This is a genomic window from Filimonas zeae, assembly GCF_014641615.1.
Taxonomy (GTDB): Bacteria; Bacteroidota; Bacteroidia; order Chitinophagales; family Chitinophagaceae; genus Filimonas; species Filimonas zeae.
In genome coordinates this window covers 945806-964565 of record NZ_BMIB01000003.1, presented here as the reverse complement: position 1 = coordinate 964565, position 18760 = coordinate 945806, and the positions used below count along the sequence as shown (strand labels likewise).

At 50.5% G+C, this 18760-nt stretch carries 11 protein-coding genes; 8 read left to right on the top strand and 3 right to left on the bottom strand.

From position 1 onward, the window contains the following. Positions 1-13: 13 nt before the first annotated feature. From IEY13_RS17030 to IEY13_RS17010, 5 genes are read left to right on the top strand one after another with little or no spacing between them, the layout of a single operon-like run. Complete coding sequence (locus tag IEY13_RS17030; RefSeq protein ID WP_188954280.1) at positions 14-901, top strand: AraC family transcriptional regulator; 888 nt, start codon at positions 14-16, stop codon at positions 899-901. Between the two features lie 9 nt (positions 902-910). Next, positions 911-2437, top strand: a complete 1527-nt coding sequence (locus tag IEY13_RS17025) for a gluconokinase (protein ID WP_188954278.1) — start codon at positions 911-913, stop codon at positions 2435-2437. A 43-nt stretch (positions 2438-2480) separates the two neighbouring features. Beyond that, on the top strand, positions 2481-3650 hold the full coding sequence (locus IEY13_RS17020) for a bile acid:sodium symporter family protein (RefSeq protein ID WP_229687898.1): 1170 nt from the start codon (positions 2481-2483) through the stop codon (positions 3648-3650). Continuing rightward, positions 3604-4548, top strand: a complete 945-nt coding sequence (locus tag IEY13_RS17015; protein WP_188954276.1) for an RraA family protein — start codon at positions 3604-3606, stop codon at positions 4546-4548. Before IEY13_RS17020 ends, IEY13_RS17015 begins: the two co-directional genes overlap by 47 nt. A gap of 29 nt (positions 4549-4577) precedes the next feature. Continuing rightward, positions 4578-5858, top strand: a complete 1281-nt coding sequence (locus IEY13_RS17010; RefSeq protein ID WP_188954274.1) for a mandelate racemase/muconate lactonizing enzyme family protein — start codon at positions 4578-4580, stop codon at positions 5856-5858. Positions 5859-5942: 84 nt separating this feature from the next. Here IEY13_RS17010 and IEY13_RS17005 read toward each other — a convergent pair whose 3' ends face one another. The 3 genes from IEY13_RS17005 to IEY13_RS16995 form a co-directional block, all read right to left on the bottom strand. Next, positions 5943-7508 (bottom strand): SusD/RagB family nutrient-binding outer membrane lipoprotein, encoded by a 1566-nt coding sequence (locus tag IEY13_RS17005; RefSeq protein ID WP_188954272.1) that lies wholly within the window; start codon positions 7506-7508, stop codon positions 5943-5945. A gap of 10 nt (positions 7509-7518) precedes the next feature. Further along, complete coding sequence (locus tag IEY13_RS17000; RefSeq protein ID WP_188954270.1) at positions 7519-10650, bottom strand: SusC/RagA family TonB-linked outer membrane protein; 3132 nt, start codon at positions 10648-10650, stop codon at positions 7519-7521. Positions 10651-10770: 120 nt separating this feature from the next. Further along, positions 10771-11358 carry an RNA polymerase sigma factor gene (locus IEY13_RS16995; protein ID WP_188954267.1) on the bottom strand — a complete coding sequence of 196 codons (588 nt, stop codon included), beginning with the start codon at positions 11356-11358 and terminating at the stop codon, positions 10771-10773. 158 nt (positions 11359-11516) lie between these two features. Between IEY13_RS16995 and IEY13_RS16990 the strand changes: the two genes are divergently transcribed. From IEY13_RS16990 to IEY13_RS16980, 3 genes are all read left to right on the top strand, one after another. Continuing rightward, positions 11517-15755 (top strand): hybrid sensor histidine kinase/response regulator transcription factor, encoded by a 4239-nt coding sequence (locus tag IEY13_RS16990; RefSeq protein ID WP_188954265.1) that lies wholly within the window; start codon positions 11517-11519, stop codon positions 15753-15755. A 121-nt stretch (positions 15756-15876) separates the two neighbouring features. Beyond that, entirely contained in the window at positions 15877-16788 is a 912-nt protein-coding gene (locus IEY13_RS16985; protein ID WP_229687897.1) for a sialate O-acetylesterase, read from the top strand. A gap of 32 nt (positions 16789-16820) precedes the next feature. Further along, entirely contained in the window at positions 16821-18566 is a 1746-nt protein-coding gene (locus tag IEY13_RS16980; protein WP_229687896.1) for a glycoside hydrolase family 43 protein, read from the top strand. The last annotated feature ends 194 nt before the right edge of the window (positions 18567-18760 follow it).

Sequence of the window (18760 nt, the reverse complement as noted above, 5' to 3'; positions counted from 1 at the left end):
AAATTGCTGCCAGATGTATCAGTTTCACTACCAGCAGGGCGCTGCCGGCAGGTTAGATGCTTTTCCGCACATTCTGGAGATATATGCCAAAAAGAACACCGCCATACAACTGCAGTCTTTTCCGCAACAGGTAGCCAGTGGCCTGTGCATTTATTATATACAGGAGGGAAAGTTTGAATGGTTTGTAAATGGTAAGCATTATTTCCTGTTTCCCGGCGATACCGTACTGGTACTGCCCGGTGATACTATTGGCAACGATAAGGGTATACTGGAGTTGGGTTGTATCTGGTGCCTGCAGCTGAATATACCCCAGCTGAAACAGGGTGAGCTGCAGCCCGGTGCCTGGAGCGGACTTAGTGCTACAGAGTGTGCTGCCGTTGGCAAGCTGCTGCACCTGAAAAGTACAGCCGTGCTAAGCCGTATGAGCGAGGCGGGGCGTATACTCAGCTGCCTGTTTTACGAAATACACCACCTGGAGCTGGCTTATGTTACCCGCGTAAACCAGCTGATAGATGAACTGATTGTGGCCGTTACCCGGCAGCTGACGCGGCAATGCCTGCCTGCGCGCGATTTCAGCAGCATATTTATGAAACTGGAAGATGCGCTGCGGAAAGATTTATCGCACCAGTGGACGGTGGAAGAAATGGCGGCCATTGCCGGCATGGGCACCACCTTATTTACCGAAAAGGTAAAAGGCTTTACGGGTTTTACACCCATTAACTACCTCATTAATATCCGCATTTCGGAAGCTACGCGACTGCTGAAACGCAGGGAGGTAAGCATTACGGATATTGCGCTGGACACGGGTTTTTACTCCAGCCAGCATTTCAGTACCACTTTTAAAAAACTAACCGGTTACACACCGGGCGAGTTTAGAAAAAACAATACCTATACCGAGTAAATAACAGATATGAAGTGCATTATTACCATAGAGCTGGGCACAAATGCGGTACGCATTTTTGCGTTTGACCTGAACGGTGCAGTAATAGGCAGTATGAAAGGATTTTACCCCACGTTCTATTCGCAAACCGATTACAGCGAGCAGGATCCGGAGCAGATATTTATTACCATGCTGTATGTGCTGAAGAACCTGATGAATGAAATTATACATGCGCGTAAATATACTGTGGCTTCTATCTGTTTCAGTTCCAGCATGCACAGCCTGCTGGTGGTAGATAAAAACGGGGTGCCGCTGGGCAACGCCTTTACCTGGGCCGATAACCGCGCTAAAAAGGAGGCGCGGGAAATTAACGCCTCGCCACTGGCCGATACTATGTATGCCAGCACGGGTACGCCTTTGCACCCGATGAGCCCGCTGTTAAAAATTGCCTGGCTGCGCCATAACGATCCGCAGAAGTTTCAGCAGGCGGGTAAGTTTTTATCGGTAAAGTCGTACGTGATATACCAGCTTACCGGTGCCTACCTGATTGATTACAGCCTGGCCTGCGCCACGGGTATGATGGATATACATACGGCAGACTGGGCGGCCGATGCGCTGCAATACGCAGGCATTAGCCGGGAGCAGCTGCCGCAGCTGGTGAGTGTGTTTGCGGGTGCGGGTAACCTGAAAAAAGCCTATCAGAATTCACTGGGCCTTACGGATGATACACGCATACTGGTAGGCAGCAGCGATGGCTGTATGGCCACGCTGGGGGCAGGCATCTGGAACAGTGATAAGGCTACCATTACCATTGAAGACAGCAGTGCCGTACGCATAGCGGGCAACCACATATTGCAGGATGAAAAGAAGCGGGTGTTTAACTACCTGCTTACCGATAACTGTTTTATCAGCGGTGGCCCCAGCAACAGCGGCAGCGGCATATTTGAATGGTTTGTAAAACAGTTTGGCGACAGCACCGGGGCGTATGATATGGATACCTGCCTGAACACCCTGCTGGAAGAAGCCACCAAAGTACCACCGGGCTCGGAGGGACTGTTGTTTTTGCCTTACCTGCTGGGGGAGCGTGCGCCTATATGGAACCCCGATGCACGGGGCAGCTTTTTTGGCATACACATTAAACACGAAAAACAACATTTTATACGGGCTACTATTGAAGGTATTTTGTATGAGATATACAGCATTGGCCGTCTGCTGATGGAACACCGGGATATTAAAGGGCTGAGCGTAAACGGCAGCTTTGCCACTATACCGTTTTGCTCGCAGATGATTGCAGATATGTACAATGTGCCGGTATATGTAACCAAGCACAGCAACAGTGTTAGCGTGGGTGCTTTTTTGCTGGCGGCTACAGAAATGGGCATCTTCCGAACGCTGGATGAAGCAGCGGCGCAGGTAGAGCCAGATAAAACCTACCTGCCGCAGGAACAGCACCACCAAACCTATATGAAGTATTATGATATTTTTGAAAGGCTGAGCTATAAACTAAGCGATGAGTTTGCGCGCATTGCAGAACTGCAGGCTAACCGAACGCCATAACCGCTGAAAGCCACCTTTCGCTTCCTGTTATAAAACCATTGTTATGTTATTGAACAACAAACCGCTTTACAAGGGCGGGTTGGTGATGGCTATCGCCTGTGCCTGCCTGTACCTGTTCCTTACCCTTCGTGGCTTACATTCAACAGCAGGCTGGTGCCTGGTGCTGTGTTTATTAAGTACCGCTGTAGCCGTAAGGGGCCACCGGTTGCTGCGGGGGTTCTCGTACACCATTACCATACTGGCCGCCGTGTGCATGGCGCTGTATTACCCGCAGTATTTTGTGTACGTGGGTAGCTTTCGCTTATCGGGCCTTACCATACCGCTGTTGCAACTGATTATGTTTGGCATGGGTACGGAGTTAAGTATGAACGATTTTTCGGAGGTAATGAAAAGCCCTAAAAAAGTAATGGTGGGCATGGTGGGGCATTTTACCATTATGCCCTTTCTGGGCTTTGGTATTGCGCATCTCTTTAACTTTCCCGGCGAGGTGGCAGCAGGTATTATACTCATTGGCTGCTCGCCCAGCGGACTGGCCTCCAATGTAATGGCTTACCTGGCCAAAGCCAACCTGGCGCTGAGTGTATGCGTTACCGCGTTATCAACCCTGCTGGCGCCGGTGTTAACGCCGCTGCTGATGAAGCTGCTGGGCGGCACTTATATTGAAGTGCATTTCTGGGCCATGCTGTGGGATATTGCGAAGATTGTACTGCTGCCCATTGCAGCGGGTTTGCTGTTTAACTACTTTCTCTATGGCCGCTTTCCGTGGCTGGATAAAGCCATGCCTTTTGTATCTATGGCGGGCATCATGTTTATCATTATCATATTCATTGCCGCGGGGCGCGATCACCTGTTGCAGGTAGGCGCGCTGCTGTTGCTGGCGGTGTTTATGCACAACGCGGGCGGCTTTTTTATAGGCTACTGGCTATCGCGCCTGCTGGGCTTTCCGGAACGGGATTGCCGCACCATTTCCATTGAAGTAGGCATGCAGAACGGGGGACTGGCCAGCGGCCTGGCTTTGAGCATGGGCAAGATGGCTACCGTGGGGCTGGCGCCTGCCATATTCAGCTCTATGATGAATGTTACCGGCTCGGCACTGGCCAGCTGGTGGCATTACCGCCTGCCCGAAGAAGCACATACCGATCATTCACCAGATAACAATACCCACTATGAACCAATTGCTACTGCGGATAACCGTGCTGGCTATAACGGTTAGCAGCTACCGCGCTGCTGCACAGGAGGTGCAGATAAGCCGTAATGAATTAATAGCCTTAACACCGGAATGGAAGGGCGCGCGCTTTGCAGATGGCCGCCCCCGCGTATCAGACACGCTGCTGCAACGGATGAAGCAGGTAAGTGTGGAAGAAGCCTGGGCCGTAATGAAGAATGCCGGTTACGGCTACCAGGTAGCGGAAACTTGGCAGGTGCTGCAGCCGGATAGTGTGCTGGTAGGCCGCGCCGTTACCGCCACGTTTATGCCTGCACGGCCGGATGTATGGAAGGCCATTGACAGCCTAGGCAAACAGCAGGGCAAACGCGGGCAGAACACCTGGCCGGTAGACCTGCTGGTGAAGGGCGATGTATACGTGGCCGATCAGTTTGGCGCACACCGCAACGGGCCTACCATTGGCGATAATGTAGGCAACGCCATTTTTGCCCGCAGCGGTAATGGTATTGTATACGATGGTGCCCTGCGGGATATAGAAGGGCTGAAGGAGATACCCGGCTTTACGGCTTTTTACACCAGTTACGACCCATCGTACCACAACCCGCCGGGCGATCTGAACACCATGATTACCGCCATTAACCGCCCCACGCGTATTCGCACCGTAACCGTAATGCCGGGTGATGTGGTGCTGGGCAAGCTGGGCGTGGTGGTGTTTGTGCCGCCGCACCTGGCGGAGAAAGTATGCACCACCAGTGAGATAGTACGCCTGCGCGACATGTTTGGCCACGAGCGCCTGCGGGAAGGGAAGTACACGGCAGGGCAGATTGATACGCGGTGGACAGATGAGATTGAAAAGGATTTCAGCCGCTGGATAAACGACCACATCAGCGAGCTGCCCGTGCCCAAAGCCACCATACAGCAGTTTCTGAAAGACCGTACCTGGTAACACCATTCTACACTTAAAAACTTGCATATATGAACAATCATCACTCAAGAAGATCCTTTCTTTCCAAAGCCGCACTGGCCACAGCTATGGCGCCGCTGGCATCTCTCGCGGGCTTTGGCGCCAGCTATGAAAAAGCCATTGGTGAAGCACCTAAAAACTCATCGCCCTCCGATTTAAAAATTACCGAGGTAAAATGCGGTTATATTAAAGGCAGCCTGTTTGTAAAAATTTACACCAACCAGGATATATGGGGTTGCGGCGAAGGGGTGGATGCGGTGCCCGGCACCTACCACCTGGTAAAGAACTTTGGCCTGCGGTTAAAGAACCAGAACCCCCTGAATGTATACCGCCTGTTTGAGAACATACGCCGCCAGGGCTTTTTCCAGGGCGCACAGGCGGGCATGTATGTGGCCGTACTCAGTGCCATAGAAACAGCGCTGTGGGATTTGGCAGGCAAGGCCCTGAACGTACCCGTGTACCAGCTGCTGGGCGGTAAGTTTCGTGATAAAATACGGGTGTACTGCGATACGGCCCTGTACCAGCGCAACCTGCCGCAGCCCAAAGATTTTGCAGAGGCAGCTATGAAAGCCAAGGGCATGGGCTTTAACGCCATTAAGTTTGATCTGGATCAGTTTAACGACCCCAACAAATACGATATGTATAACTGGACGGCCAGCCCCGGCGAACTGCAGCGCATGTATGAGCAGATAGCCGCCGTACGCGAAGCCGTAGGCCCCAAAACAGATATACTGGTAGATATGCACGGCCGCTACGATGCCGTAACCGGGCAGGCCATAAGCAAACGGCTGGAACCGCTAAACCTGTTATGGCTGGAAGAGCCCATACCTGCGGAAAACATAGAAGCCTATAAACTGATAACCGAAGCTACCAGCACCCCCATTGCCGCCGGAGAAAACCTGTACCTGGCCCACGGCTTTCGCCGCCTGCTGGAAATAGGCGGGGTAGATATTGTAATGCCCGACCTGCAGAAATGCGGGGGACTTGGAGAGGGGCAGCGTATTGCCAACCTGGCTAACCTGTATTATACGCCGTTTGCGCCGCACATGGTAGCATCTTTCCTGGGCTGTATGGCTTCCTGCCACGTATGTGCTTCGGTGCCTAATTTTCTGATACTGGAATGGCAGAGTTATTTTCATACTGACCCCATGTTTAAAGAGATTGTGCATTATGATGGCGAATGGGTGAAGGACAGCTTTATTACCCTGAGCGAAAAGCCGGGCATAGGGGTGGATATTAACGAAGCTGCGATGAAGAAGTACGCCGTGCCGGGTGTGCCGTTTTTTGAATAAGATCATTAAAAAAGGCCGCATCAAAAGATACGGCCTTATCTACAATCCACCCTGTCACCTCTGGCAGGGTTCTTTCACAACAATTTATGGGTTCTGATCCCAGAATATACGGGTAAGCAAATCATCCTTTCCACCCATGCTTGTTACTGCATTCAGGTAGTTGGTGGGGTTTTTAGCTGATTCATCGTTGGGGTAAGGGTAACGCCTTACAAAGCCGCCCTGCAGGTTGTTATTGTACCGGTTGGGGCTGAGTGTGGGGTAACCGCTTCTTCTGAAGTTGGCAAACCCTTCTGCACCGTTGCTGATAGAAGCTATCCAGTACTGCGTGTTAATCAGCTCCAGTGCATTGGCATCGGTATACGCCACGCCTGTTTGCGCCAGGTAGTTATCCTGCATAGTGGCGGGTACGGCCGGTACCGGTGTATTGGGGTAGCGCTCATAATCGTTCATATTGGCTTTAACACCTGCTTCGTAATACTGGCGTGCCGTTAATGCGCCGTTCAACCCGGTTAGCCAGCCGCGGAATGCTGCCTCTGCCAGCAGCAGCTGGGTTTGTGCATAGCTTACAAAAAAGTTAGGCGCAGTGGCACTGCCCAGTACCGAGAAGTTAAGCTGGGAATAGTTTTGCCCTGTACCCAGCGTACCGCGGTAACCGGGGTAGTTGGGTACGGTTAAGTGATCGTACCCCACCGGAAAACCAAACTGATTGGCGGTAGTGGTGTCGGGCGTTAAGGTGAGTACCTGGTTGGGATCGGAATATTTACCGGATATGTATTTCAACCGCGGATCGTGCGTGGCTTTCAGCCGGTTAATAAACGGCTCGGCCATGTAATAGAAATAGGGGTTAAGCGTACGCGGGTTGGTGTTAATGCCGTTTACATACACCGATGTGTAGGTTACCAGTGCATTATCGCTGTTGCTTTGCATTACCCCGGCGTTAAAGGCTTCCTGTACAATGCTTTTGGCTTTGTTCTGATCTATTTTAGAATAGCGCATACCTATACGCAGCAGCAAGCTGTTACCCAGTCTTTTCCATTTATCTACCTGTGCGGCGGTGCTGCCGGCTTTGCCATACAGCAAATCTTCCCCCACCAGTTCACCTGCGGGGTTCAGTGCTGCAATGGCTGCTTTTATGTTGGTATACAGGCCCTCATATATCACTTCATCCTTATCGTATTCCGGGTAAAAGTTGGCTTCCAGGTAAGCCCGGCCTGCCTTGGTGTAAGGCACATCGCCGTAGGTATCTACCAGCGTCATATAAATATAGTTCTTCCATATAATGGTCATGTTTGCCAGGTTGGTGCGGGCAGCATCGCCTTTGGTAAGTGCCGTTACCTGCTCCAGCATTTTAATGGGGCCGGGGTAGTTGTCGTTCCAGCGGGTAATGTTGAACGTGTTGTTATCATCGTTCAGGTTAAAGCCTGAGGTAGCGCCGGTGTTGTACGCATTTACAAACTGCTGCACAATGGTCTGGTCGCCCTCCCACGAGCCGGGGCTGGTAAGCCGCTGTGCATTGGTAAAAAGCAATGCCGGGTTGGTGCTGGTTAACCCGTAGGGGTTGGTGTTTATTTTACCAAAGTCTTTATCGCAGCCCGTGTTGAGTAAACAAATGGCTGGCAGCAACGCTATCAATCGATTCAATTTTTTCATGCAAACAATTTTAGAATTTCACATTCAGGTTAATACCATAGTTGCGCGTGGTAGGCAGCGTGGTTTGTTCGTAACCCACACGGTTATCGCCGGAGGAAGCAAATGCTTCCGGATCCAGATCGGGCAGGTACTTTTTAATAATTAACACGTTGCGGCAGGTGGCAGAAAGCATAAGACCTTTTATGAATTTGAGGCGGTCGCCCACAACCCGGGTAAGATCGTAACTGAGCGTGATGTTGCGCAGTTTAACAAAATCGCCCTTGAACAAAAACGGATCGGCAATTTGCTGGTTACGGTATTGTGTATAGAAGGTTTGCGGATCAACTGCTTTGCTGTTGGTAGTACCATCTGCCAGTACACCGTTAAACACCACGCCACCATTGCGGCCCACCAGCGATGCTTTGGTATGGCCCTGGCGCAGGCCGTTAAGCGCGGTGGAAGAGAGTATTTTGCCCCCTGCTTTATAATCGATATGTATTAACAGGCTCAGGTTTTTGTAACGGAAAGTGTTGTTCCACCCACCGGTAGCTTTGGGTAGTGCGCTGCCAAACAATACATCGGCCCCGGTGCTGGCCTGTAAGCCACCTTCGGAGTTTAATACAATCTGCCCCTTCTCGTTTCTGAGATAGGTTTTAGCTGCCAGCTGGTTCAGCGGTTTACCCACCTCGTACACCAGCGAGCCTATAAACTCGTTACCGCCAAAAGTGCTTACCACCTGCCGTTGCTGGCCCGGTGTAAGCGCCAGTACTTTGGTGCTGTTGATAGCCGTATTGAACTGGCTGCTCCAGGTGAAGTTTTTGTTGCGTACAGGCACCAGCTCCAGCATAAACTCCAGACCGCGGTTTTGCAGCGAGCCCAGGTTTAAAGGCGTACCCTCATAACCGGAGGAGTTGGAAATGGCTACCGTAATAATCTGATCTCTCGTTTGCTTATCGTAGGCCGCCACATCCAGGTTAACGCGGTTGTTAAACATTTTCAGTTCCAGCCCTATTTCTTTTTCATGCACGCTAAACGGCTTCAGCAGCGGGTTGGGGCTGTTTAAACCCGGTATATTGCCCAGGCTAAGCCCGTTAAAGGTATTGGGTAAAATGCCGTAGGTAAGTAAACCCGTATAAGCGCCAATACCATTGGCACTGCCCACCCTGGCGTAACTGGCGCGCAGTTTACCATAGTTTAACCAGGGCTGGTTTTTAGTAAGTTCAGAAAATACAAAGCTACCGCTGAAGCTGGGGTAGAAGTAGCTGTTGTTTTGCGGGTTAAGCACGGTAAACCAATCGTTACGGCCGGTGATGTTTAAAAACAGCATGTTTTTATAACCCAGCTCAGCAAAAGCGTAGAGGCTGTTTACCTGCTCGCGGTAATAATCGTGGCGGGTAAGGTTATCGGGATCTGATTTGGTTAACCCGTTTTCAAAAGAATACAGATCGCGTACAATAAAGTCTACCACGCTGAGTACGGAGTTGCGGTTGAGTACAGTGTAAATGTTACCACCCGCACTAAGATCTACCGTAAAGTTTTTAAACGCATGGTTGGCCCCAACGAGAAAGTCGGAGTTCATTTGCCGTGCGGTGCCCTGGGCTATACTGTAGTTGCCGTTAAAGCCCGTGCCCGCCGAGTTAAGCGGCGTAGAGCTACCAGTGCCGGTGGGGCGGTTACGCTCCAGCAGGTTTACACCATAATCCATATTTACACGGCCCTGCGCGTACAGCCATTTGGTAATATCGTACCGCAGTGTGGCCGTACCCAGTATTCTATCCCGCTTGTTAATAATAAACTGGCGGGGCATGAGAAAATAGGGGTTGATAAGCGTGGTTTGAAAGCCGGAGGTTTGTGTTTCAGTACCGGTTGGCGTTACTGCTTTTTCCTTCAGCACATCCAACCCTATGGAGCTGGACATACGGTACAGAAAGTTAGGTGCCCCATCGCCCTGCGCGCCTACCTGCGGCGGGTTATTGTTTACCTCGTTGGTATAGTTGATGTTTACCTGCAGCTGCAGCTTATCGCTCAGCTTATGGTTTACACCCAGGTTAAATATGCGCTTTTTATAATCGTTATTGGGAGAGATGCCCTGCACATTCTGGTTGCTATAGGAAGCACGGAAACTGCTTTGGCCATTGCCACCGGATAATGCCAGTGTGTTAATAACAGAGCGGCCGGTTCTGTAAAACTCTTTTATACGGTTGGGGTGCGGCACATAGGGCCTTAATACACCATCAAACTGCGGGGTGGGTAAGCCATCGTATTTAGCGCCCCAGCCAAACTGACCGGTGCTGATGGCTTCGCCCTGTGTGGTGGGCTTTTTACCAGCCTGGCCCTGACCATATTCGTACTGGAAATCAGTAAAGTCCAGTACCTGGTCTGCCGAGTAGTTAAGGTTGTATTCCACGCCCAGGCCTTTGGCTTTGCTGCCGTTTTTGGTGGTAATAATAATAGCGCCATTGGCTGCGCGGCTGCCGTAGAGGGCCGCAGCAGTAGCGCCTTTTAACACCGTCATGCTTTCAATATCATCCGGGTTAATCTGCTGCATGTTATCGCCCAGGTCAATAGAGTTATTACCATCTGCACCGCGTGCCCCCTGATCCATCGGCAGGCCGTTAATAACAATCAGCGGTGAGTTGGTAGCGCCTGCAAAGGCACTCTGGCCGCGCAAACGTATTTTGGTGCTGGCACCCGTACCGGCTGTGGGTGGCGAAATGTCCAGCCCCGCCACCTTGCCTTCCAGCGCGCCCATTACATTGGTGGTGCGGTTCTGCTTCATTTCATCCACCTTAACGGTTTCGGCAGAGTAGCCCAGCTTTTTGGCCTGCCGTTTCATGCCCAGGGCTACTACTATTACGTTTTCCAGGTTATCTGCCACATCCCCCAGTAGCTGTACGTTTACCGTGGTGCGCCCGTTCAGCGCTACTTCCTGTGTGGCAAAGCCTACAAAGGATACCGTTAATACATCGCTGCCCTTGGCGGCAATGGTAAAACGTCCATCCTCATTGGTAGTTACTTTTTTGCCGGAACCCTTAACGGTTACTGTTGCGGAGGCAACCGCCTTACCCGTTGAATCTGTTACTTTGCCCGTGACGTTCTGGGCCGCTGCCAGTGTAGAAAACAGCACAGCAAGCAGTAGTGTTAGTAAGTCTTTTTTGTTCATATTGCAAGCCTTTGTTAGTTAAATGCACTTTAAACACAAAGTGTAGAGAGTACAATAATAACCGCTTTCACCTGCGTAAACTTCCAATAACAACCGCTGTACGATTCTGTACAAATTACTTTACTCTTCATCCCGGCAAAGCGGAACGGCCAGCTGAAACGCTGGTAACGATTGCAATAACTTTTTCATACCTATTACTACCTGATTACGTACCGTAGGCAGCGAAAGCCCCAGTACATCTGCGGTTTCCTGATACGTAAGCCCTTCCAGCTTTACCAGCTGAAAAATGAGGCGGCATTTGGGAGGCAGGCTGTTTACAGCCTGATTTATTTTGCGCACGGCCTCGCCGGATATAAAAATATCTTCCGGGTGCTGCCAGGTAATGCTGCTGTAAAATGCAAAATCGTCAATGGTATAATAGATATGACGGCTGTTTCTGTTAACGTGGTTGATAGATAAGTTGCGGATAAGCGTAAAAAGCCATGCTTTAATGTTATCGATTTCAGATAGCTGTTGCGCCTGCTGCCATAGTTTAATAAAAGCATCGGAAACAATCTCTTCCGCAGCTTCGTGGCTTTTTACAAAAGAATAACTGAAACGGAACAGGGAGGGGAACAATAACTTGTATAAACCCTCGTAGGCCTTCATATCGTTATTGCAGGCAATACGTTGCTGAAGCTTTTTAATAGTGGAATAGTCATTCATCATGGCAGCATATCCACCAAAGATAACCGGTTTTATGTAATCGGTTACATTGTGTTGAAATTATTTCAAAACGGTGGTTTAAACATGCCGTTTATCAGATATTCCCTATATTAGCAATCGATTGCAAGAAATGTGGCCTATCAACCACTTTTCCCTTGTATATGAAATGTTTAATAATGATTGCTTTTCGTCTGTTTCTGTTGTTTTTGTTGGTTGTGGGCAACGCTGAAAGTTTTGCCCGGCAGGATAGTCTGCATTTTATCAACTTCAGCAGTAAAGATGGTTTGCCTTCGGATAATATAAATGTAATACTGAAAGACAGATGGGGGTATATGTGGTTTGGCACCGATGATGGGCTGGCCCGCTACGATGGCTCACACTTTACCATTTACAGCCATAACCCGGCAGATACCACTTCTATACGTTCCAATTCTATACTGGAGTTGTATGAAGATGCAAAGGGTACACTGTGGATAGGCACCCATAAAGGCCTTTCGCAATACAACCGCAGTAAGGACGCTTTCATCAACAGCCCGGTTACCCGCGGGGCTTCGGTACGCACGATCTGCGCCGACCATGCAGGTAACCTGTGGCTGGGTGGTTACTCCGGTTTGTTCCGGTACACACCCGCCACACAGCACAGCCGGTATTACCGGTTTGAAGACAGTGCGCAAACCCACCTTACCGCAGGTATGTTTTTAAGCCTGTATGAAGACAGCCGCCAACGTTTATGGGTTGGCAGTAACGAAGGCCTGTACCAGTATGAGCTTGCCACCGACGCCTTTCGTTTGCATACCGGCGGTGCATCCCCCGCAGCCGCCAGGCAGCTGGCTATTAAAAGCATAAGTGAAGACCGCAAAGGCAATATATGGTTTGGCACTATAGACGGCGGCATTAATGTATTACCCGCAGGCAGCAACACTTTTTACAACTACAGCACCAATGCCCCGGCCGGTAAAGCCCTTTGCAGCAACCGCATTTATAAAGTAACGCACGATGCCGATGGCCGCGTATGGGTAGGCACTGAAAAAGGACTGGATATATTATACCCTGCTACCGGCATGGTGGAGCATGTAACCGGCAATGCGCGTAACCAGTACAGTTTGCAGGGCAGCTCGGTAAGAACCATTTATATTGATGCCAAAGGCATTTACTGGGTAGGCGCTTTTCAGAGCGGTGTAAACAAATACGACCGTAACCTTACCGCCTTTCACCTGGTACGCAGCAATCCTTTTGATCCCTATGGGCTCAGCGCACCCAAGGTTACCTCTTTTGCACCCGGTGCAGATGGTACTGTGTATATAGGTACAGATGCCGGCGGGCTTAACCTGTTTAACATACGCACCGGCCTGTTTACCCGTATACCCATAGGGCGGCAGCCCTTAACAGTACTGGCGCTGGAAAGGGTGCAGCACGAATTGTGGATAGGCACATATATGCAGGGCATTTATGTACTGAACACCCTTAGTGGCGCTGTACGCCATTATTCAGCAGATGATGGCGTTTCAGGCCTGGTGAGCGATGAGGTGTTTTGTTTACATAAAGACAGGCAGGGCAATGTATGGATAGGCACCAATGGCAAAGGGGTACAGGTGTATGTGCCCGGTAAACGTGTGTTTGTGGCCATGAAAGATTATATCAGCGGCGCCACGGGCGATAAGGCGGCCGACAAAAGTTTTATACGCGATATACAGGAGGATGCTGAAGGCAGGATATGGATTGCAGCGCCGGGCAGGGGAGTGGATATGTATGACCCCGTTGCGCGCACGTTTCGCATGTACGGCCGCTGGCAAACCAAAGACCTGCCTGTAGATGAGGTGCAGACACTGCTGCCTGGCAAAGCCGGTGTAATATGGGCCGGCACCGGTGGCCGCGGACTGCTGCGGCTGGATTATAAAAAAGACAGTTTTGCCGTATATACCGCAAGGGAAGGGCTGGCGAATAATGTAATTGCCAGAATACTGGCCGATAGTGCAGGCACCCTGTGGCTGAGTACCAACAAAGGCATCAGCGCTTTTGACCCGGTTACGCTTACCTGTAAAAACTTTACCGCTGATAACGGTTTACAGCAGAGCGCTTTTGCACGCGGCTCGGGCCTGGTTACCAGTGACGGCAATTTCTTCTTCGGCGGGCTGAATGGCTTTAACTATTTTGCCCCGGCTTCGCTGCACTACAACCACCATATACCTGCTGTGGTATTTACCGGTTTAAAGGTAGATAACAACGAGGTGGTGCCGGGTGAGCACAGCGCCATCAGCACTAATATTGCCATAGCGCAGGAAATACGGCTGAAGTACAAACAAAACTTTTCGGTAGGCTTTACCGTGCTGGATTTTACCAGCCCCAACGAATGCCGTTACCAGTACCAGCTACAGGGTTTTGACAAAAGCTGGAACGCCATTGGCAGCGGTAAAACGGCCGTGTTTACCAATCTTGACCCTGGTGAGTATACGCTGCTGGTAAAAGCCTACAGCCCCAACAGTAACTGGGTTACACAACCCGCTTCTATAAAAATATTTATTAAACCTCCCTTATGGCGTACGGGCTATGCCTGGGCAGCCTATTTATTGTTAGCAGCCTGTATACTCTGGGGCATACGCTACCGCGGCATACAACGGCTGCACCGGAAATATGCCGCCGAACAGGAACGCCGGCGGGTAAGGCAGCTGATAGAAGAGGAGCGGAAAGAAGCAGAACGGCAGCGCGCGTTTGATGAGGTAAAAATTAAGTTTCTTACCAACCTGAGCCATGAATTCCGCACCCCGCTTTCGCTGATAGCCGGGCCGGTACAGGCGCTGCTGGAAGATGAGGCAGACCCTGCCAGAAAAAGCCAGCTGAGCATGGTACGCCGTAACACCCGCAGGCTGCTGAACCTGGTAAACCAGCTGCTGGATTTTCGCAACCCCGAAGCGCAGGAACTGAGGCTGCATCAGGAGCCGGGGGATATAGTAAGCTTTCTGCAGGAAGCAGCAGAGTCGTTCCGCGACCTGGCAGACCGCCGCCACATCCGCTTTCATTTTCATACAGACCTGCAAACCTGGTATACACAGTTTGATAAGGATAAGATGGAACGCGTATTGTTTAACCTGCTGGGCAATGCCTTTAAGTTTACCGGTGAAAACGGAGTAGTAACGCTGCACCTGCAACCGCAGCCTGACAACGCCGGTATAACGTTTACTGTAACCGATAACGGCATTGGCATGACGGAGGAAGAACAGCGCCACATATTCGACCGCTTTTACCAGGGCGAAACACGCCCCGATATTATGAATCAGGGTAGCGGTATAGGTTTGTCTATTACCCGCGATTTTGTACAACTGCATGGCGGCACCGTAGCGGTGCATAGTGCGCATGGTAAGGGTAGTACGTTTACAGTAAAGCTGCCCCTGCAACAACAGCAGCCGGTAACGCCCGCACAGTCCACACCAGCTGCACCACAGCAGCAGGAAGAACCTGCATCAACGGGGTTACAGCATTCCGGAACGCCTGCACCATCACAACAACCTGTATTGCCAAATGCTTTGATGCAACAGGCACCAACGCCCACCACTGAAACCGTGCAGCCAGCGGAACAGGTAGCGCCAGCGGCTGACACAGCACAGCTACCGGAGCTGAACATACCCGAAGGCGAACGCCTTACCGTACTGCTGGTAGAAGACAGCGAAGACTACCGAAGCTTTTTGAAAAGTCAGCTGAGCCGTTACTACAAAGTAGTAGAAGCGGCAGACGGCCGGGAAGGCTGGCAAAAAGCGTTACAGTGCCACCCACAGGTAATTGTGAGTGATATTAATATGCCGCATATAGATGGTATTACCCTGAGTAAGAAAATAAGGGGAGATAAACGTACAGCACATATACCCATTATACTGCTTACAGCACTTACGGGTGATGCGAATCAGCTACAGGGGTTACAGACAGGCGCGAGTGATTATTTAACCAAGCCCTTTAGCCCCGGTATACTGGTGGTTAAAATACGCAACCTGGCAACACTGAACCAGCGTTTAAAAGATACGTATACCAAACGGGTTGAGGTGGGTACGCAACCGGCACAGGTAGAGAGTGAGAATGAAAAGCTGCTGGTTAAAGTTACCCGGTATATAGAGGAGCATATTGAAGATGAAAACCTATCGGTAGAGCAGCTGGCCAAACACCTGTTCATGAGCAGGGCTACCCTGTACAATAAACTGATGGAGCTTACGGGCGAAACACCGGTGGAATATATACGCTCTGTACGGCTGGGCAAGGCAGCGGCATTGCTGGAAACAAGTGATATGCGGGTGGCGGAAATAGGGTATGCTGTGGGCTTTGTAACGCCTAACTATTTTGCGCGGGCGTTTAAGGCAAAATATCAGATGTCGCCCACGGAATACATTGCTCAGAAAAGAAAACCGGCGAATTAGGATGTATTGGCGGTATATCATTGAACATCAAAGGGTGTTTGACATTTGTGCTATTCTTTTCATCATTTGTTGTCCTCCGTTGGGCAGGTGCCTGTGTAGTTTTGGCTTTAATAATTGCTACATGCCAAAATTACTTACCACTGCTGCCATTACCTGCTGTATGGCGCTGATCAATGCCCTGCCCGCAACCACTTACGCCCAGGCACGCGATACGGGTTTTCATATTTATCTGTGTCTGGGTCAGTCGAACATGGAGGGCAATGCCCGTTTTGAACCACAGGATACTACGGTAGACAGCCGCTTTCAGGTAATGGCAGCGGTAGATTTTCCGGCCCTGAACAGAACCATGGGTAACTGGTATACGGCAAAGCCACCGCTGTGCCGCAGCAGAACGGGCCTTACCCCGGCAGATTACTTTGGCCGCGAAATGCTGGCGCACCTGCCCGCACATAACCGTGTAGGCGTAATTAACGTAGCGGTAGGCGGCTGTAAAATTGAACTGTTTGATAAGGATAACTATAGCAGTTATGTGGCCGCTGCACCGGACTGGTTAAAGAACACCGCCAGAGAGTACGAAGGCAACCCGTATGCACGCCTGGTTGCAATGGCAAAGCTGGCGCAGCAGGATGGGGTTATAAAAGGTATTCTGCTGCACCAGGGCGAATCAAACACCAATGATAGTACCTGGCCTGCCAAAGTAAATATGGTATATGAAAATCTGTTACACGATCTGGGGCTGAACGCCGCACAGGTGCCATTGCTGGCTGGTGAAGTAGTACATAAAGAACAGAATGGTGTTTGCGCCGGTATGAACGGTATTATAGCCACGCTGCCACAGGTAATACCTACGGCGCACGTCATCTCCTCCAAAGGATGCGCGGTTGCCGGTGACCGTTTACATTTTAGTGCAGAAGGTACCCGCACACTGGGCGCACGTTATGCAGCCACTATGCTGTCGCTGCTGGGTTATACCAGCACCCATACCACCGCCACAGGGCCGGTTACCGGGTATACCAACCCGGCGCACCGGTAATGCCATTGAATTACCAATAAGAATACATAATAATGATGCAATTTTCAGTTACCACCCCTGGGGGAAGAAGAGCTTCCACCTACGCGCTTTTACTGAGCATGCTGCTGGGCTCCGGCGCAACTGCACAGGCACAGAAAGCGCAGCCCGCTAAAAACCAGCCTGTGTTTACACAGTTTGTGTATCAGGGCAATGATCAGGTTTATAAAGATTATCCGCTGAAAGAAGGGGAGTTTTACAGTCCCGTTTTACAGGGCTGCTACCCCGACCCCAGTATCACCCGCAAGGGCAACGATTATTACCTCGTCAACTCCTCTTTTGCCATGGTGCCGGGTGTACCTATTTTCCACTCCAACGATCTGGTAAACTGGAAACAGATAGGCCACGTGCTGGACAGGCCTTCGCAGCTGAAGGTAGAAAAGTCTGGCATATCCGCAGGTATTTATGCGCCGGATATTAAGTACAATGCCCATAACAATACTTTTTACATGATTACCACACAAATTGCCGCCGGCATTGGCAATATGGTGGTGAAAACACAGGATCCTGCCAAAGGCTGGAGCGACCCTATTAAATTAAAATTTGATGGTATAGACCCTTCGCTGTTTTTTGATGACAATGGCAAGGCTTATCTGGTACACAACGATGCGCCGCCCAAAGCGCTGTACAACGGTCACCGCGTTATTAAACTGTGGGAGTACGATCTGGAAAAGGATGCGGTAGTACCCGGCAGTGATAAAATTATAGTAGACGGAGGCGTGGATATTACGCAAAAGCCTATCTGGATTGAAGGCCCGCATATGTATAAAAAGAACGGACGTTATTACCTGATGTGTGCAGAAGGTGGTACCGGCGGCTGGCACAGTGAAGTGATATTTGTGAGCAACGACCCCAAAGGCCCGTTTGTGCCCGCCAATAACAACCCCATACTTACCCAACGTTATTTTCCCAAAGACAGGGCGAATAAGGTAGACTGGGCAGGCCATGCAGACCTGGTGGAAGGCCATAACGGCAAATACTACGCTGTGTTCCTCGCAGTGCGCCCGAACGATAAAAACCGCGTGAATACCGGCCGGGAAACCTTTATGCTGCCCGTGGACTGGAGTGGCGAATACCCGGTGTTTGAAAACGGACTGGTACCCTTAAAGCCTGCTATTAAAATGCCTGAAGGCGTGGTGAATCAGAATGGCCAGAACGGTTACCTGCCCGGTGGCAACTTTACCTTTACCGATGATTTAACGGCCGCCAAACCCGATTTCAGATGGATTGGCGTAAGGGGTGCGCGCGAAAACTTCATCAGCAACAACAAAGAAGGCCTGCGTATCAATCCCTTCCCGGTAACCATTAAGGCTACCGAACCTACCTCCACATTGTTTTACCGCCAGCAACACGCCAGTTTTGAGGCTACGGTTAAACTTAGCTATGCACCACGTTCAGAAAAGGAACTGGCAGGCGTGGTTTGTTACCAGAAAGAAACCTATAACTACGTGTTTGGTATTACTACCAAAGGCAGCGACCGTTATATAGTGCTGGAAAGAACCGCTAATGGCCAGTCTGCTGTAGTGGGCAGTGAAAAAATTACCGCCCGTGGTGATGTACGTTTACGTGTAACGGCTAAAGGCGATGCCTATACCTTCAGCTATTCCACGGATGAAAAAGAATATAAGGCCGTAGGCGGTACCGTTTCCGGCGACATATTATCTACCGATGTGGCGGGCGGTTTTACCGGTGCGCTCATAGGGTTGTATGCTACCTCGGCCAACGATGTGGTGATACCGTAATACACCTGTATACCTTGCAACAGGTTGATGATCAGTCAAACAGCGTTACGCCCCGGTGTTTACGGCTGTTTGGCTGTTATTCATAGACATCTGTGCTAGTTTTTTAGCGATTTGAAACATGCCCCGCCTGGCAACAGCGATACTTTTGTTTACGCTGTATAAAGCAGCCCGCTGTACTTACTAAACGATTGCAA

Excerpts from the sequence above, each read along its gene's own strand:
- IEY13_RS17030 (WP_188954280.1), top strand. The coding sequence starts at position 14 with ATGTATCAGTTTCACTACCAGCAGGGCGCTGCCGGCAGGTTAGATGCT.
- IEY13_RS17025 (WP_188954278.1), top strand. The coding sequence starts at position 911 with ATGAAGTGCATTATTACCATAGAGCTGGGCACAAATGCGGTACGCATT.
- IEY13_RS17020 (WP_229687898.1), top strand. The coding sequence starts at position 2,481 with ATGTTATTGAACAACAAACCGCTTTACAAGGGCGGGTTGGTGATGGCT.
- IEY13_RS17015 (WP_188954276.1), top strand. The coding sequence starts at position 3,604 with ATGAACCAATTGCTACTGCGGATAACCGTGCTGGCTATAACGGTTAGC.
- IEY13_RS17010 (WP_188954274.1), top strand. The coding sequence starts at position 4,578 with ATGAACAATCATCACTCAAGAAGATCCTTTCTTTCCAAAGCCGCACTG.
- IEY13_RS17005 (WP_188954272.1), bottom strand. The coding sequence starts at position 7,508 with ATGAAAAAATTGAATCGATTGATAGCGTTGCTGCCAGCCATTTGTTTA.
- IEY13_RS17000 (WP_188954270.1), bottom strand. The coding sequence starts at position 10,650 with ATGAACAAAAAAGACTTACTAACACTACTGCTTGCTGTGCTGTTTTCT.
- IEY13_RS16995 (WP_188954267.1), bottom strand. The coding sequence starts at position 11,358 with ATGATGAATGACTATTCCACTATTAAAAAGCTTCAGCAACGTATTGCC.
- IEY13_RS16990 (WP_188954265.1), top strand. The coding sequence starts at position 11,517 with ATGAAATGTTTAATAATGATTGCTTTTCGTCTGTTTCTGTTGTTTTTG.
- IEY13_RS16985 (WP_229687897.1), top strand. The coding sequence starts at position 15,877 with ATGCCAAAATTACTTACCACTGCTGCCATTACCTGCTGTATGGCGCTG.
- IEY13_RS16980 (WP_229687896.1), top strand. The coding sequence starts at position 16,821 with ATGATGCAATTTTCAGTTACCACCCCTGGGGGAAGAAGAGCTTCCACC.